We start from the raw sequence: 15,198 nt of genomic DNA on the forward strand, positions 1-15,198 counted from the left end.
GCGCCCCTCACGCCTCGCCCCTCGCACTGCCGGGCGTCCCTCGGGACGGCCGCGCGGATACGCCGAGAGCCCCGGACCGCGTGGTCCGGGGCTCTCGGCGTGGTCCGGGGCCCGGCCGTGACCGGGGCTCTCGGCGTGGTCCGGGGCTCCGGCGTGCTCCGGGCTCCGGCGTGCTCCGGGTTCCGGCGTGGTCCGGGGCTCTCGGCGGCGACGCCTCAGGCGTTCCCGGGCGCCGGCAGCCGCTCGTACTCCGACCGCGTCGCCGGCTCGCCGCGGCGGACCGCCCCGGGGGCCCGGCGGGACGGGTGGTGCGCCTTGCTGGAGGAGGTCAGCTGCCACGGCACGCTGATCACCATCACGCCCGGGGTGAAGAGCAGCCTGCTCTTCAGCCAGAGCGCCGACTGGTTGTGCAGCAGGTGCTCCCACCAGCGCCCGACCACGTACTCGGGGATGAAGACGGCCACCGCGTCCCGGGGGCTGGTCCGGCGGTACTCGCGCACGTACGCCACCACCGGCTTGGTGATCTCCCGGTACGGCGAGTCCAGCACCTTCAGCGGCACCCGGACGTCCAGTTCGCCCCACTGCCGCTCCAGTTCGCCGGTGGCCTCCCGCTCCACCGCCACGGTCAGCGCCTCCAGCGAGTCCGGCCGGAACGCCTCGGCGTAGCCGAGCGCCCGCAGGGTGGGCTTGTGCAGCTTGGAGACCAGCACGATCCCGTGCACCTGGGAGGGGCGCACCGAGTCGGCCTCCGGGTCGTCCACCGCCAGTTCCTCGGCGACGCGGTCGTAGTGCCGGCGGATGCCCCGCATCATCACCCAGAGCACCACCGCCGCGACCACGGCCAGCCAGGCGCCCTGGGTGAACTTGGTGAGCAGCACGATGACCAGCACCAGCGCGGTGGTGACCGCGCCGAAGGCGTTGATCACCCGGGCGCGCTGGGCCGGGCCGCGCACGCCCGGCTCGGTCTCGGTGCGCAGCACCCGGTTCCAGTGCTTCACCATGCCGATCTGGGAGAGCGTGAAGGAGGTGAAGACACCCAGGATGTAGAGGTGGATCAGGCTGGTGACGTCCGCCTCGTACAGCCAGAGCAGCCCGCCGGCCACCACCGCGAGGGCGATGATGCCGTTGGAGAAGGCGAGGCGGTCGCCGCGGGTGTGCATCTGCCGGGGCAGGTAGCGGTGTTCGGCCAGGATCGAGGCCAGCAGCGGGAAGCCGTTGAAGGCGGTGTTGGCTGCCAGGATCAGCACCAGCGCGGTGACGGCCTGGATGAAGTAGAAGAGGAAGCTCCGGTCGCCACCGAAGATCGCGGCCGCCAGCTGGGCGATCACGGTCTGCTGCGGCGCGGTGTGGCAGTCCCCCGCGAAGCCGGTCAACGTGCAGGCGTCGTCGGCGATGTGGACCTTGGACATCAGCGCCAGCGCGGTGATGCCGACGAACATGACCACGGCCGTGGTGCCCATCACGGCCATCGTGGCGGCGGCGTTCCTCGACTTGGGCGCCCGGAAGGCCGGTACGCCGTTGGAGATCGCCTCCACGCCCGTCAGTGCCGTGCAGCCGGAGGCGAACGCCCGCAGGCCCAGCATCAGCAGACCGAGGCCGGCCAGGGTGTCCTTGCCGTCCACCGGCAGGATCCCGTACGAGGCGCTGGCCGCCACCGGGGTGTCCCCGAAGAGCGCCTTGACCAGTCCGGTGACCACCATCAGCAGCATGCCGCCGATGAACAGGTACGTCGGCGCGGCGAAGGCCTTGCCGGACTCCCGGACCCCGCGCAGGTTCATCGCCGCGAGCAGCACGACGAAGGCGACCGCCAGTTCGACCCGGTGGTCGGCCAGCGAGGGCAGCGCCGAGATGATGTTGTCGACGCCCGAGGCCACCGACACCGCGACCGTCATCACGTAGTCGACCAGCAGCGAAGCCGCCACCACCAGGCCCGAGTTGGCGCCGAGGTTGCGGGACACCACCTCGTACGAGCCGCCGCCGCTCGGGTAGGCGTGGACGACCTGGCGGTAGGACATCACCACGACCGCCATCAGCGCGACCACACCGGCCGCGACCCACGGGGTCAGGTACAGGAAGGCGGTGCCACCGACGGTGAGCACCAGCAGGATCTCCTGGGTCGCGTAGGCGACCGAGGAGAGCGGGTCGGAAGCGAAGATCGGCAGCGCCAGCCGCTTGGGGAGCAGCGTCTCGCCCAGCTCCTCGCTGCGCATGGCTCGGCCGATCACTAGGCGCTTGAGCGCCTGGGGCAGGTTGAACACATGGGCGAGCGTAAGGGCGGAAAACGGACCGTCCATGGGCCCGAGCGGAGTACCGCGAGCGCCGGACACGCCCTTTGGGCGGGGTGTTCCCGCAGGTGGAAGCCGCTATGGGGAGCGTGCTCCGAGCGGCTCGGAGGCGTTTCGGGGGCGCCAAGGGGGGCCGTTAAGACCTCGTCAAGATATGACGATCGGATAGGACATTTGCGGCATAGGCTCTTAATTGCCCCCATTGGCGAGCCGCTCCTGAGGCACCGCCGCCCGGCCGCTACATCCGCATCCGCAGCCGGCATGCCACCGCGTCGGTGTACCGGGGCCGCGCCGCTCGTTGACACCTCGCAGGGGGTTCCTGCGCGGGGTGGGCGGGCCGATGTCCCGGCGGGCGCCGGTTGGGAAGACGATCAGCTCGGACGGAGGACTCCCGGCGCGCCTGGGCACGTCCGGAACTTCTCGGCGGGGAGGCTGAACGGCCCGGCCCCACCCCTCGGAGAACACTCTGCTGCCCCCAGGAAGCAATTGCAAGTAATGCGCAATAATGCCGACCCCTCCGGCGGGCTACGCTCCGCGCATGGATCACCACTCTCCGCAGGCGAGCCCGCTCCTCCTCATCGACCTCGACCACACCCTGGTCGAACGCGACGGCGGCACCGACGCCTGGGCCACCGCGTTCTGCACCGCCCACGCCCTCCCCCTGGACACCGCACCCACCATCGTCACGCTGGTGCGCGCCGACCGCTCCCCGGCCGGCTTCGCCGGGATCGCCGCCCGCTACGGCCTCCGGCAGTCCGGCGAGGCCCTCTGGGAGGAACACGTCGCCCACGAGGCCGCCCGCACCCACCCGATCCCGGGCGTAGCCGCCGCCCTCACCGCCCTGCGCGAAGCCGGCTGGACCATCGGAGTCGTCACCAACGGCTACACCGACGTCCAGCGCGCCAAACTCGCCCGGACCGGCCTGCTCCCCGCCGTCGACGCCGTCTGCGTCTCCCAGGAGGCCGGCGCCCGCAAGCCCGACCCCGAGATCTTCCGCCTGGCCGCCACCCGCCTCGGCCGCACCCTCACCCCGGACACCTGGATGGTCGGCAACAACCCCGCCACCGACCTGCTGGGCGCCCACGCCTGCGGCATCCGCTCCATCTGGATCACCCCCACCCCACCTCCGCCGCTCCCCCCGGCCCACCCCGCCCCCACCCGCACCGCCCCCGACACCCCCACGGCGGCCGCCCTCCTCCTGGCCGCCCCCTGAGCCGCACCGGCCGCCCGCCGATGTCGGCCCCCTCGGGCAGGCTTCACCCATGCGCGCACCACGAGTCCAGTGCCCCGCCTGCGGCCGACCGGTCGCCCTGATGCCCACCCGCCGGGCCGGCTACGGCGTCATCCACGACCACAAGAGGGACCGCCGCTCCCTCCTCCTCTGCGAGGCGAGCATGCGACCCCTCCCGCTCTCCCGGGCCACCGCCTGGCAGGACGCCCTCCCCGGCGTCACCCCCGACCCTCCGGCCCCCACGCTCTTCTGACCCCCCGGCACCGCCGAACCGGAACGCCCGCGCCCGAGACCCGCCCCCGGGTACGACAAAACCGGCCCTGAACAACGTTTCCGCTGTTCAGGGCCGGTCTGGTAATCCAGTGGCTGGTGCAGGGTTCGAACCTGCGTAGCTTGCGCGGCAGATTTACAGTCTGCTCCCTTTGGCCGCTCGGGCAACCAGCCAGGATTTGGCGCCTCGCGGGGCTTGCCCCGTTCGACTCCGTAAACGATACCTGATGCCGGGGGGTGGTTCGCCACCTGGTTGGTCACGTGATGATCAAAGGATGTGGCGTGGCTGTCGGGGGCGGGGGCGGGGTGGTGCTGGATAGGCTGGGGCTGCGGGCGTCCGGTGGGGCGGGCCGTGTCAGTGAAGCCAGAGCATCAAGGAGACCAACACCCATGGCCGACTCCAGTTTCGACATCGTCTCGAAGGTCGAGTGGCAGGAGGTCGACAACGCGATCAACCAGACCTCGCGTGAGATCGCCACCCGCTTCGACTTCAAGAACGTCGGCGCCGAGATCAGCCGCTCCGGCGAAACGATCGAGATGAAGGCCAGCGGCGAGGAGCGGGTGAAGGCCATTCTGGACGTGCTGCAGAGCAAGTTCATCAAGCGTGGCCTGTCGCTGAAGGCGCTGGACGCCAAGGAGCCGCAGCTGTCCGGCAAGGAGTACAAGATCTTCGCGGACGTGAAGGAGGGCATCTCCCAGGACGATGCCAAGAAGGTCGCGAAGATCATCCGTGACGAGGGCCCGAAGGGCGTCAAGGCCCAGGTCCAGGGCGACGAGCTCCGCGTGACCTCGAAGAGCCGCGACGACCTGCAGACCGTCCAGGCCCTGCTCAAGGGCAAGGACCTCGACTTCGCGCTCCAGTACGTGAACTACCGCTAGTCCCGTCGGGACGCGCAGCGGCGACGGCCCCCGGACACCGTGTGGTGTCCGGGGGCCGCCGTGTCGGGCGGTGGGTCAGGGGCCGGTGAGGCGGGTGACCGTGCCGGTGGTGGTCGCGACGGTGTCGGGGGCCAGAGCCGTGACGGCCTGCTGGACGGCGGCCGGGTCCGGCTTGGCGGCCGTGGCGGCGTCGACCAGGGCCTTGGCCTTGGTCCCGAGCGAGGCGAGCCGGTCCTCCAGGGCCGGCGGCGGGAGCGCGGGGGTGGTGGTGCGCGGGGGCTCCGCCGCCGGCTGCTGGTCCAGCGGGGCCGGAGCGGGCACGGGGGCCGCCATCGGGGCCGCGGGCAGCTGGGCGAGCAGGCCCTTCGTCGCCGTGTCGAGCGTGGCGAGCAGCTGCTGGAGGACGCCGAGGTCGGGGCTGCCGGTCGGCGGGGTGGCGGCCGAGAGCAGGCTGCTGACCAGCTTGAGGACGTCGCCGAGGCCGCCCAGCGCCCCGAGCGCGGCGGCCGGGTCGGGCACGGCGGCCGGCGCCGCGGCGAGGTCGGGTGCGGCGGGGAGCACCGGAGCCGGGGCGGAGACCGGCGGGGCCGCGACCGGCGGCACGCCGACCGGCAGCGGGACGTCCGCGAGGAACGCGGGGGGCGAGCTGGCGGGGGTGAAGGCCGCGGCTTCGTTGCCGGCGGCGGTGGCGGACGCCGTGGCGACCGGGGTCAGCGCGATGGCTGCGGTCAGCACGGCGGCCATCCAAGTGGCACGCATGGGTGATGCTTCCTCTCGATGCGAATCAGGCGAAATGCCTGATTCACACGTTGGGGCAAGCCAGTTGGCCCAGCCACCGCGGGTACGCCGAACGGTTCACGCCCCGTCGGGAGCGGCCCAGCCGTCGGTGCGGCGGTGGGCGGTCAGGCCGACCGCCTCGAACTCGTCGTGGTGGTGGGCGTCCACGACAGTGGCGCCGATGCGCCGCAGGGCGCGGGAGATCGGGGTGCCCTCGGGCGGGCTGGGTTCGAACTCGCCGCTGACGAGCGGGCCCAGGTCGAGCCGGCCGTCGGCCCAGACGGCGGCGCGCTGGGTGCCGCTGCCACCGAAGTAGTCGGCCTCCACACAGGCGATCGGACCGGCCTTGGACCACGCGGCGAGCCGGCGTTCGAGGCCGTCCGGGAACCAGTCGAAACCGGACTCACCGCCGAACCCGGGCTCACCGCGGCCGAACTGGAGCGCGGACAGGAAGGCGGGGGTGGCCGGTATCAGGGCCAACCCCTGGGCCAGCGGACTGAGACGGGCGGCCGGGACCTCCGCGGCGGCCACCGCGAGCAGCTCCGCCGAACCGATCAGCGCCTGAAGTTCGTACGACATTCAGTCATCCTGAACCAAGGCACTGACACTCCGCCCGGCATTTACCATTCCGTACCCGGACGGGTAGGGGATGGACGGCGCGGCTCCGGGTTCGGGCGCCCGGGGCAGGCCCCGGGCAGGGTTTCGGGCAGGGCCCCGGGCAGGGCCCCGGAGGTATCGGACGGCCCGGGCGCATCGGACCGCCGGAGGCCGCGGCGCGGCGTGCGGACGGCCCACGCGGACGGACCAGGCGGTCCTGACCGCCGGAGGCACCGGGACGGCCGACCGGATGACCGACCGGGAGGGTGAACCGGGCACCGGGGCCCCCGCGGGCCAAACCTCCGCCGCGCATCCCTGACAGTCGCTCACCCGAGCGGGCGCACGCCGCATGCGACACCCCCGGCAACCGGGTGAACTGGCCGGGTACGGCCCGCCCCCGGGGCTCTCCCGGGGCGAACCCCACCGCCGGAGCGGACCCCGGTGGACGTACCCCGGGCCGCACCCGAGGAGGACGCATGAGTTCGATGGAGGCACCCTCGCCCGGCCGGGGCAGCCCCGGCCCGAGCGCCGCCCGCAGGAGCGGCGGCGCGGTCGCCACCCGGATGGCCGGCGCACCACGGATGTCCTGGCTGACGCTGGCGCTGATGACGACCAGCTCCGTGGCCAGCCTCCGGGCCGCGCCGACCATGGCGGTCTACGGCCTGGCCTGCGTCTTCCTCTACCTCGTCCCCGCGATCGTCTTCCTGCTGCCGACCGCGCTGGTCTCCGCCGAGCTGGCCTCCGGCTGGGAGGGCGGCGTCTACCGGTGGGTGTCGGAGGGCCTGTCGAAGCCGCTGGGCTTCCTCGCCGTCTGGTGCCAGTTCGCGATGACGATCTTCTACTACCCGTCGCTGCTCGCGTACGTGGCCTCGACGATCGCGTACGTGGTCAACCCGGCGCTGGCCAGCAACGGGCCCTACACCGCCGTCGTGATCATGGTGCTGTACTGGACCGGCGTCTGGGTCTCCTCGCGCGGGACGAAGGCCGTGGCCGGCCTCTCCTCCTGGGGCCTGGTGATCGGCACCCTGATCCCCGGCACGCTGCTCGTGGTGCTCGGCCTCGTCTTCCTCGGCCAGGGCAACACCTCGGCCGCCCCGATGAACGCCGCGCACCTCTTCCCGCAGTGGACCGGCCTGGCCAGCCTGGTGCTGATCGTCAACAACTTCCTCAGCTACTCCGGCATGGAGATGAACGCGGTGCACGTCTCCTCGCTCCGCGATCCGGCCCGGGAGTTCCCGCGGTCGATGTTCACCGCCTCCGGGATGGTCCTGCTGATCTTCATCCTGCCCGCGCTGGCGATCAGCTGGGTGGTGCCGTCCAGCCAGCTGAGCCTGACGGCCGGCGTGATGCAGGCCTTCGACTCCTTCTTCCAGTACTTCCACATCGGCTGGCTCACCCCGGTGATCGCGGTGGCGCTGATCGCCGCCTCCCTCGGCGGCATGCTCACCTGGCTCGCCGGACCGTCCAAGGGCCTGCTGATGATCTCCCGCCAGGAGGGCTACCTGCCGCCGTTCCTGCAGCGGCTGAACAAGGAGGGGATCCAGCAGAACCTGCTGGTCACCCAGGGTGTGGTCACCACGGTCATCGCCCTCGCCTACGCCCTGATCCCGAACGTCTCCAGCGCCTACTGGATCTTCTCGGTGATCACCACGCAGGTCTACCTGATCGTCTACCTGCTGATGTTCGCCGCCGCGATCCGGCTGCGCCGCACCCAGCCGGACCACCCCCGCGGCTACCGCGCCCCGGCGCTGGTCCCGGTCTGCGTGACCGGCCTGATCGCCTCGGCGGCCGCGATGGCGATCGGGTTCGTCCCGTCCTCGCAGTTCGGCAGCGGCAGTGTCTGGTCGTACGTCGCGATCGTCGGCGGCGGCCTGGTGCTGCTCGGCCTGGTGATCCCCTACCTGTTCCTGAGACTGCGCAAGCCCTCCTGGCGCAACGCCGACGCCCAGGCCGAACTGGCCGAGCAGGAGGCCGAGGAGCGGCGCGGCACCACCGGAGGTGCGGCATGACCGGCACCGTGATGGCCTCCCGCCACCGCTGGATCTACCTGGGCGCGATCGCCCTGCTGGTCGGCATGCTGATCACCGGTCTGCTGACGTACTCCCAGCTGCACAGCACCAACGAGGCCAACGACAAGGCCAAGCAGCTCTCGTCCGCGCTGACGGCGGCCGGCTACCCGGTGCCCAGCCAGAGCCAGATCGTGCACACCCTGGGCGAGGACGGCGGCGCGGTCTGCGAGAACCCGGCCGACGCGCTGAACCAGGCGCAGTGGAAGTACGGGATGTCCAACGGCGCGGGCGGTCCCGGGCAGCGGCCGGTGCTCTCCGACCGCGAGGTGGTGTTCGCGGAGTCGATCGTGCTCTCGGTGTACTGCCCGGACAGGCTCGCCGACATCCGGCAGAAGATCGACGACCTCAAGCTCCGTGACACCGTCCGCAATTGACGATCAGCCCACCGAACCGACCGATCGCCCAGGAGCCGTACCCATGACCGACGAACTCGCCCGCCGGATCGCCGCCCTGATGCCCCGGGCCAAGGACGACCTGGCCGAGCTGGTCGCCATCCCCTCCGTCGCCGACCCGCGCCAGTACCCGCCGGAGAAGTGCCGCGAGGCCGCCGAGTGGGTCGCCGCCGCTTTCACCGGGGCCGGCCTGCGCGACGTCCACCTGGAGGAGACGCCGGACGGCAGCCACGCCGTGATCGGCCACCGCCCGCCGCCGCCCGGCGCCCCGACCGTCCTGCTCTACTGCCACTACGACGTCCAGCCGCCGCTCGACGACGCCGCCTGGACCTCCCCGCCGTTCGAGCTCACCGAGCGCGACGGCCGCTGGTACGGACGCGGCACCGCCGACTGCAAGGGCAACATCGTCATGCACCTCACCGCCCTGCGGGCGCTCGGCGACGACCTCCCGGTCGGCATCAAGTTCGTCGCCGAGGGCTCCGAGGAGCAGGGCACCGGCGGGCTGGAGGCGTACGTGCCGCCGCACGCGGGCGAGTTGCACGCCGATGCCCTGCTGGTCTGCGACACCGGGAACGCGGCGGTCGGCGTGCCGACCGCCACCACCTCGCTGCGCGGGGTCACCAACGTGGTGGTCGGCGTCTCGACCCTCGCCGGCGACGTGCACTCCGGCATGTTCGGCGGGCCCGCCCCGGACGCCCTGGCCGCGCTGATCCGCGCCCTCGACTCGCTGCGCGACGCCGAGGGCGGCACCCGGATCGACGGCCTGGACTCCACCGGCACCTGGCGCGGCGTCGGCTACGACGAGCAGCAGTTCCGCACCGACGCCGGGGTCCGGGAGGGCGTCCGGCTGACCGGTTCCGGCACCGTCGCCGACCGGCTCTGGGCCAGGCCCGCCGTCACCGTGCTCGGCATCGACTGCCCCCCGGTGGTCGGCTCGGCGGCCGCCGTCCCGGCCACCGCCCGCGCCCGGGTCAGCCTTCGGGTGCCGCCCGGCACCGACGCACGGGCCGCCCAGGACGCGCTGACCGCGCACCTGAAGGCCGCCGTGCCGTGGGGCGCGCAGGTCACGGTCGAGCCGGAGAGCGTCGGTTCGCCGTTTCAGGCCTCCACCGGCGGGCCGGCGTACCAGGCGCTCGACCGGGCCATGCGGGAGGTCTACGGCAAGCCGATCTCCTTCCTCGGCCAGGGCGGCTCGATCCCGCTCTGCAACGTGTTCGCCCGCACCTACCCGGACGCGGAGATCATCCTGATGGGCGTCGAGGAGCCGCGCTGCCTGATCCACGCGCCCAACGAGAGCGTCGATCCCGGCGAGATCGAACACATGGCCCACGTCGAGGCGTTGTTCCTCCGGCACTACGCCGGGTCCGCCCGGACGTGAGGGAGTTCGGTACGCGCGACAGCCCGCGCCCGGCGGCCGGCCCGACCCGGACGGCCACCGGTCCGGGCCCGGTTCCAGAACGGGAAGGACAGCGGGGAAGACAGCGGGAAAGACAGCGGGGAAGACCCATCGGGACAGAAGCGGAATTCCGGTACGGGGCAGACGCAGCACTTCCGGTACGGGACAGACGCAGAGAGGAACCCTCATGCCACGACCGTTCACCACCGAGGACTACACCGCCCGGATGGCCCGGGCCACCGCCGACGCGGCCGCCGCCGGACTCAGCGGCCTGGTCGTCGCCCCCGGCCCCGACCTGGTCTACCTCTGCGGCTACCAGCCGACCGCGATCACCGAACGGCTGACCGCGCTGCTCCTCACCGACGGGCGCGAACCCGCCCTGATCGTCCCCAAGTTGGAGCGGCCCGACGCCGAACGGGCCACCGGCGCCCCCGGCCTGCGGCTGCTCGACTGGACGGACGGCGAGAGCCCCTACGACACCGCCGTCCCGCTGCTCGACCCCGCCGGCCGCTACGGCGTCTCGGACAACGCCTGGGCGATGCACCTGCTCGGCCTCCAGGCCGCCCTGCCGGGCGCCGGCTGGACCTCGCTCACCGAGGCGCTGCCGATGCTCCGGGCGGTCAAGGACACCGACGAGCTGGAGCGGCTGGCCGCGGCCGGCGGGGCCGCGGACGCCGCCTACCGCGGCATCCTGGAGGTGCGGTTCGCCGGCCGGCGGGAGACCGACGTGGCCGCCGACCTCAGCGCCCTGCTCATCCAGTACGGGCACAGCCAGGTCGACTTCACCGTGGTCGGCTCCGGCCCCAACGGCGCCAACCCGCACCACGAGGCGGGTGACCGGGTCATCGAGGCCGGGGACACCGTCGTCCTGGACTTCGGCGGCCTCAAGGACGGCTACGGCTCCGACACCACCCGGACGGTGCACGTCGGCACGGACGTCCCGGCCGAGGTGCGGACGGTGCACGACGTCGTCCGGCAGGCGCAGCAGACCGCGTTCGAGGCGGTCCGGCCCGGCGTGACCTGCCAGGAGATCGACCGGATCGCCCGCCGGGTGATCACCGAGGCCGGGTACGGCGAGTACTTCATCCACCGCACCGGGCACGGCATCGGCATCACCACGCACGAGCCGCCCTACCTGGTCGAGGGCGAGGAGCAGCCGCTCGTCCCGGGGATGTGCTTCTCGATCGAGCCCGGTGTCTACCTGCCCGGCCGCTTCGGGGTGCGGATCGAGGACATCGTGACGGTGACCGACCAGGGCGGCCGGCGGTTCAACAACACGCCCCACGAGCTGGGCACCGTCTCCTGACCACCGTCTCCTGACCACTGCCGACCGGCCCCGCGACCTGCGGCGGAGTCCGCCCGCACCGCGCCGCACGGGGCCGGGCGGGGGCGGGCCGGCGGGCCAGGCCGTTCCGCTGTCCGGCGTCTTTCTGAGTCTTTGCTGGACGACAGGCCGTTCGCGTGAAGAGTTCTCAAAGAATGCCTTGCTAGCTTCGGCTGGCATGACCAAACTGCTCCGCCCGGCGCCGCCCCCACCCGCGAGCGCCGGGCGGCTGCGTCCGGTGACCCGGCCGCTGCCCGGTGCGCGCGCCAGCGCACTGACGCGGCTGCGGCTCCTGGCGTGGCCGCTCTACCTCGTCGCCCTGCTCTGGTACGTGCGCACGTACGGCCTGCCGTACTCCAACGACGTGGTCTTCTGCTGGCTGATCGGCGCGCTGCTGGCCGCCGCCGTGCACAGCGGCCACGGGACGCGCGGCTTCCTGCTGGTGCTGCGCGACTGGGTGCCGGTGATGGCCGTCGTCTGGGCGTACTCGCTGCTGCGCGGGTACGGCGCGCACACCCCGTGGGCCCCGCACTGGCGGCCGCAGCTGCGGGCGGACGAGCTGCTCGGCTTCGGTGAGACCTGGACGGTCCGGCTGCAGCACGGGCTCTACACCGCCGGTTCGCCGCACTGGTACGACTACGCGGCGGTCCTCGTCTACATGTCGCACTTCTTCATGATCTTCGTGGTGCTGGCCGTGCTCTGGCGGCGCCGCCACGACCGGTTCCGGCACCTGCTCACCTGCTACCTCGCGCTGACCTTCGCCGGTTTCGCGACGTACATCCTGTTCCCGGCCGACCCGCCGTGGCTCACCGCGCAGGAGGGCCACATGCCGGCGCTCACCCGGGTGGTGTCGGACGTGCTGACGCAGAGCGGGCTGCCCCGGGCCGGGTCGGTCTTCGAGAACGGCAGCCGGTTCGCCAACGACGTCGCCGCGATGCCCTCGCTGCACTCCGCGTACCCGGCGATGCTGCTGTTCTTCTTCTGGCCGACGGCCGCGCGGTGGGTCCGCGTGCTGCTGGTCGCGTACCCGCTCGCGATGGCGTTCACCCTGGTCTACGGGGCTGAGCACTTCATCGTCGACGTCCTCGCCGGCTGGGCGTACGCGGCGGCGGTGGTCTACGGCGTGCGGTGGCTGCGCGCACGGCGCCGGGCCCGGCTGCTGGCGGTGGCCGTACCGGGGTAGCCGCGCCGCCCGGCCGGGTGCGGACCGCACCACCCCCGTACCCGGCCGGCGGCCGCCACCGGCAGACTGGGCGGGTGACCGAGACACCCAGGAAGCCCACGCAGGACCAGCTGCTCGCCGCTCGCGGCAGCACCATCCCGGACATCGCCGGCCCCGGGCTCCGGGTGCTGTTCTGCGGGATCAACCCCGGCCTCTGGTCGGGCGCCACCGGTCACCACTTCGCCCGGCCGGGCAACCGGTTCTGGCCCGCGCTGCACCGCTCCGGCTTCACCCCGCGCCAGTTCCGCCCGGACGAGCAGCGCGAGCTGCTCGACCTCGGCCTCGGCATCACCAACGTCGCCCCGCGCGCCACCGCCAAGGCGGACGAGCTCACCGCCGACGAACTGCGCGAGGGCGGGGCCGCGCTCGCCGCCCGCGTCCTGGCGCTGCGCCCGCAGGCGCTGGCCGTGCTCGGCATCGGCGCGTACCGGACGGCCTTCGGCCGGCGGACGGCGGCGGTCGGCCGGCAGCCGGAGGGCCTCGGGGAGACCGAGGTCTGGGTGCTGCCCAACCCGAGCGGGCTCAACGCGCACTACACGCCGGACGCGCTGGCACGGGAGTTCCGGCGGCTGCGCGAGGCCGTGGAGTGACCGGGGCCGGGACCGCCGGAGGGCCGGCAACCGGCCCGCGGGGGCGGTTCAGCGCGCGCCGAACCGCTCGTCAGTGGGTACCACCTCGCGCCCCAGCGGCATCAGCGAGATCGGGATCATCTTGAGGTTGGCCCAGCCGAACGGGATCCCGATGATCGACACGAACAGCGGGATGCTCGTCGCGATGTGCGCCAGCGCCAGCCACCAGCCCGCGAACACCAGCCAGATCACATTGCCCACGCAGGACGCCGCCCCGGCCTCCGGCCTCTCCACCGTCGTCCGGCCGAACGGCCAGATCACGAAACCGGCGATCCGGAACGAGGCGATGCCGAACGGGATCGTGACGATGAGGACGCAGCAGATGATGCCGGCGATGACGTAGCCGAGCGCCATCCAGATCCCGCAGAAGATCAGCCAGATGGCGTTCAGGACGAACTCGATCACCTTCATGGTGGGCACCCTCTCACGACGGACGGCCGACCCCTATGACGTGCCATGCCCGCTGTCCGCCGTGTCTACGCCGCCGACCGCCGACCCGCCCGCCGGACCGACCGCAGAACCGACGACCGAACCCCCCGCCGAACCGGCCCGCCACGCGCGGGCCGCCGGTGCCGAACCCCTACAGCGCCCGGCCCCTACAGCGGGGTGACGGCCTTCAGCACCAGCAGCAGCGCCACCGCCGCGTTGACCGCGCAGAGCGCCGACGCGGCCGTTCCGATCGCCGCCACCATGGCCGCGAGGCCCGCCCGGGTGTGGGCCGGCGGCCAGTTCCGCGAGGACGGCACCGGGCCGAGCAGCGCGGCCACCCGGCGCGGCACCGGGCCGGGCACGGCCCCCGGCGCGGCGAAGGCGGCGAAGCCGGGAGCGGGCGCCCGGTGCGAGACCAGCGCCGCCCGGGCCACCGCCCGGGCCGTGATCCGCCGGTCGCCGACCGCCTGGGCCGACTCCTCGTCCGCCCACCGCTCCGCGCTGTACGCCACCGCCTGCTGCAGGGGCCGCAGGAACGGGTTGACGCAGCCCGCGAGTTGGGTGATCAGCAGATAGCGGTGGTGCCGGTGCTCCAGGTGCGCCCGCTCGTGCGCGAGCAGCGCCTCGCGCTCGTCGGCCGCCAACCCGGCCAGCATCCCGGTGGAGACCACCACCCGCCCCGGCGAGCCGGGCAGCGCGTAGGCGTAGGGCCGGTCGTCCGGCAGCACCGCGAGGTCGTCCGGGAGCCCGCCGGGTGTGCCGCCGAGTCCGTACCCGGCGGTCCCGGCGAGTCCGTACCCGGTCGTGCCGCCGAGTCCGTACCCGGTCGTGCCGCCGAGGTCGCGGCCGAGCGCCCGGCGGGCCCGGGCCCGGATCCTCAGGTGTCGCACCACCGTGCGCAGACAGGCCCCGGCCACCACGGTCAGGACGCAGATCGCCGCCGTGCCGACCGTCTCGTGGTACGGCAGCGCCGCCCGCACCTCCGGGTCGGACCAGCTGTCCGGCAGCGGGTTGCCCGGGATCTGGGCGGTGCCCACCACCCCGGTCAGGCCGAGGCAGACGGCGCTGCACAGCGCCATCACCGCACTGATCACGGTCAGCAGCCGGGACGCCCCGCGCGGATGCAGGTGCTGTTCGGTGAGCCGGGCGATCGGGACGGCGGTCAGCGGCAGGATGAGCGGGAGGAAGACGAAGACGCCCACGGGTCAGCTCTCGTGGTCGGCCACTGCCGGGTCGGCACCGGCGCTGTCCAGCAGCGTCCGCAGCAGCTCCTCGTCGTGCGGCAGCAGGGCGGTGACGAAGCTGGCCAGGACGGCGTCCCGGTCCGGCTCGCCGTCCAGCATCCGGCGCATCCGCAGTGCGGCCAGCCCGGCCGCGTCGGAGGACGCCTGCCAGAGGTAGGAGCGGCCCGAACGGGTCCGCGAGACGGCCTTCTTGGCGTGCAGCCGGGACAGGATGGTCATCACGGTGGTGTACGCCAGGCCGCCGTCCAGCCGCTCCTGAACCCAGACCGCGGTGGCCGGGCCGGGCGCCCGCTGGAGCACCGCCAGCACCTGGGCCTCCAGCTCGCCCTGGCCTCGCCGGCGGGCCCGTGGATCCCCGGCCGCCGGGGCGTGCCTCTCCTCTGCCATGACGGCCACTCCCTCCGGATGCCGCGCCCCGCAGCCGGCGGGACGCGCTCTCATCCTAACGAGCGGC

At 73.1% G+C, this 15,198-nt stretch carries 15 protein-coding genes and 1 tRNA gene; 9 read left to right on the forward strand and 7 right to left on the reverse strand.

The features are described from left to right. Window positions 1-215 precede the first annotated feature (215 nt). Window positions 216-2,294, reverse strand: coding sequence for an APC family permease (locus ABZ495_RS07105; RefSeq protein WP_359834822.1), 2,079 nt, complete (start codon window positions 2,292-2,294; stop codon window positions 216-218). Between the two features lie 529 nt (window positions 2,295-2,823). Here ABZ495_RS07105 and ABZ495_RS07110 point away from each other — a divergent pair. Both ABZ495_RS07110 and ABZ495_RS07115 read left to right on the forward strand, forming a co-directional pair. Further along, window positions 2,824-3,498 (forward strand): HAD family hydrolase, encoded by a 675-nt coding sequence (locus ABZ495_RS07110; RefSeq protein ID WP_359803423.1) that lies wholly within the window; start codon window positions 2,824-2,826, stop codon window positions 3,496-3,498. Between the two features lie 49 nt (window positions 3,499-3,547). Further along, complete coding sequence (locus ABZ495_RS07115; RefSeq protein WP_329488197.1) at window positions 3,548-3,769, forward strand: hypothetical protein; 222 nt, start codon at window positions 3,548-3,550, stop codon at window positions 3,767-3,769. Between the two features lie 110 nt (window positions 3,770-3,879). On the opposite strand, the gene ABZ495_RS07120 is transcribed toward ABZ495_RS07115, so the two are convergent. Continuing rightward, window positions 3,880-3,960: transfer RNA gene (locus ABZ495_RS07120), tRNA-Tyr, on the reverse strand. A gap of 216 nt (window positions 3,961-4,176) precedes the next feature. Between ABZ495_RS07120 and ABZ495_RS07125 the strand changes: the two genes are divergently transcribed. Further along, window positions 4,177-4,665, forward strand: a complete 489-nt coding sequence (locus ABZ495_RS07125) for a YajQ family cyclic di-GMP-binding protein (RefSeq protein WP_329488198.1) — start codon at window positions 4,177-4,179, stop codon at window positions 4,663-4,665. A gap of 75 nt (window positions 4,666-4,740) precedes the next feature. On the opposite strand, the gene ABZ495_RS07130 is transcribed toward ABZ495_RS07125, so the two are convergent. Beyond that, window positions 4,741-5,424, reverse strand: coding sequence for a hypothetical protein (locus tag ABZ495_RS07130; RefSeq protein ID WP_359834824.1), 684 nt, complete (start codon window positions 5,422-5,424; stop codon window positions 4,741-4,743). A 96-nt stretch (window positions 5,425-5,520) separates the two neighbouring features. Further along, complete coding sequence (locus ABZ495_RS07135; protein WP_359834826.1) at window positions 5,521-6,021, reverse strand: hypothetical protein; 501 nt, start codon at window positions 6,019-6,021, stop codon at window positions 5,521-5,523. Window positions 6,022-6,602: 581 nt separating this feature from the next. Here ABZ495_RS07135 and ABZ495_RS07140 point away from each other — a divergent pair. The 6 genes from ABZ495_RS07140 to mug all read left to right on the forward strand — a co-directional run bounded on the left by ABZ495_RS07140 (window position 6,603) and on the right by mug (window position 13,032). Further along, entirely contained in the window at window positions 6,603-8,048 is a 1,446-nt protein-coding gene (locus tag ABZ495_RS07140; RefSeq protein ID WP_359803667.1) for an APC family permease, read from the forward strand. Continuing rightward, on the forward strand, window positions 8,045-8,482 hold the full coding sequence (locus ABZ495_RS07145; RefSeq protein ID WP_359834828.1) for a hypothetical protein: 438 nt from the start codon (window positions 8,045-8,047) through the stop codon (window positions 8,480-8,482). Before ABZ495_RS07140 ends, ABZ495_RS07145 begins: the two co-directional genes overlap by 4 nt. A 43-nt stretch (window positions 8,483-8,525) precedes the next feature. Then, a complete protein-coding gene (locus ABZ495_RS07150; RefSeq protein WP_359834830.1) occupies window positions 8,526-9,878 on the forward strand; it encodes a dipeptidase in 1,353 nt (450 codons plus the stop codon). Between the two features lie 205 nt (window positions 9,879-10,083). Beyond that, window positions 10,084-11,202: an aminopeptidase P family protein gene (locus ABZ495_RS07155; RefSeq protein ID WP_329488203.1), complete on the forward strand. Its 1,119-nt coding sequence runs from the start codon at window positions 10,084-10,086 to the stop codon at window positions 11,200-11,202. A 196-nt stretch (window positions 11,203-11,398) separates the two neighbouring features. Continuing rightward, complete coding sequence (locus tag ABZ495_RS07160) at window positions 11,399-12,403, forward strand: phosphatase PAP2 family protein (protein WP_359803372.1); 1,005 nt, start codon at window positions 11,399-11,401, stop codon at window positions 12,401-12,403. 74 nt (window positions 12,404-12,477) lie between these two features. After that, on the forward strand, window positions 12,478-13,032 hold the full coding sequence (gene mug / locus ABZ495_RS07165; protein WP_359834832.1) for a G/U mismatch-specific DNA glycosylase: 555 nt from the start codon (window positions 12,478-12,480) through the stop codon (window positions 13,030-13,032). 48 nt (window positions 13,033-13,080) lie between these two features. On the opposite strand, the gene ABZ495_RS07170 is transcribed toward mug, so the two are convergent. The 3 genes from ABZ495_RS07170 to ABZ495_RS07180 form a co-directional block, all read right to left on the reverse strand. After that, window positions 13,081-13,482 carry a YccF domain-containing protein gene (locus ABZ495_RS07170; protein ID WP_329488206.1) on the reverse strand — a complete coding sequence of 134 codons (402 nt, stop codon included), beginning with the start codon at window positions 13,480-13,482 and terminating at the stop codon, window positions 13,081-13,083. A gap of 185 nt (window positions 13,483-13,667) precedes the next feature. Continuing rightward, on the reverse strand, window positions 13,668-14,702 hold the full coding sequence (locus ABZ495_RS07175; protein ID WP_359803368.1) for a M56 family metallopeptidase: 1,035 nt from the start codon (window positions 14,700-14,702) through the stop codon (window positions 13,668-13,670). A gap of 3 nt (window positions 14,703-14,705) precedes the next feature. Further along, on the reverse strand, window positions 14,706-15,131 hold the full coding sequence (locus ABZ495_RS07180) for a BlaI/MecI/CopY family transcriptional regulator (RefSeq protein ID WP_329488209.1): 426 nt from the start codon (window positions 15,129-15,131) through the stop codon (window positions 14,706-14,708). Window positions 15,132-15,198 lie beyond the last annotated feature (67 nt).

It is taken from the genome of Kitasatospora sp. NPDC005748 (genome assembly GCF_040630735.1).
In the GTDB taxonomy this organism is placed as follows: domain Bacteria; phylum Actinomycetota; class Actinomycetes; order Streptomycetales; family Streptomycetaceae; genus Kitasatospora.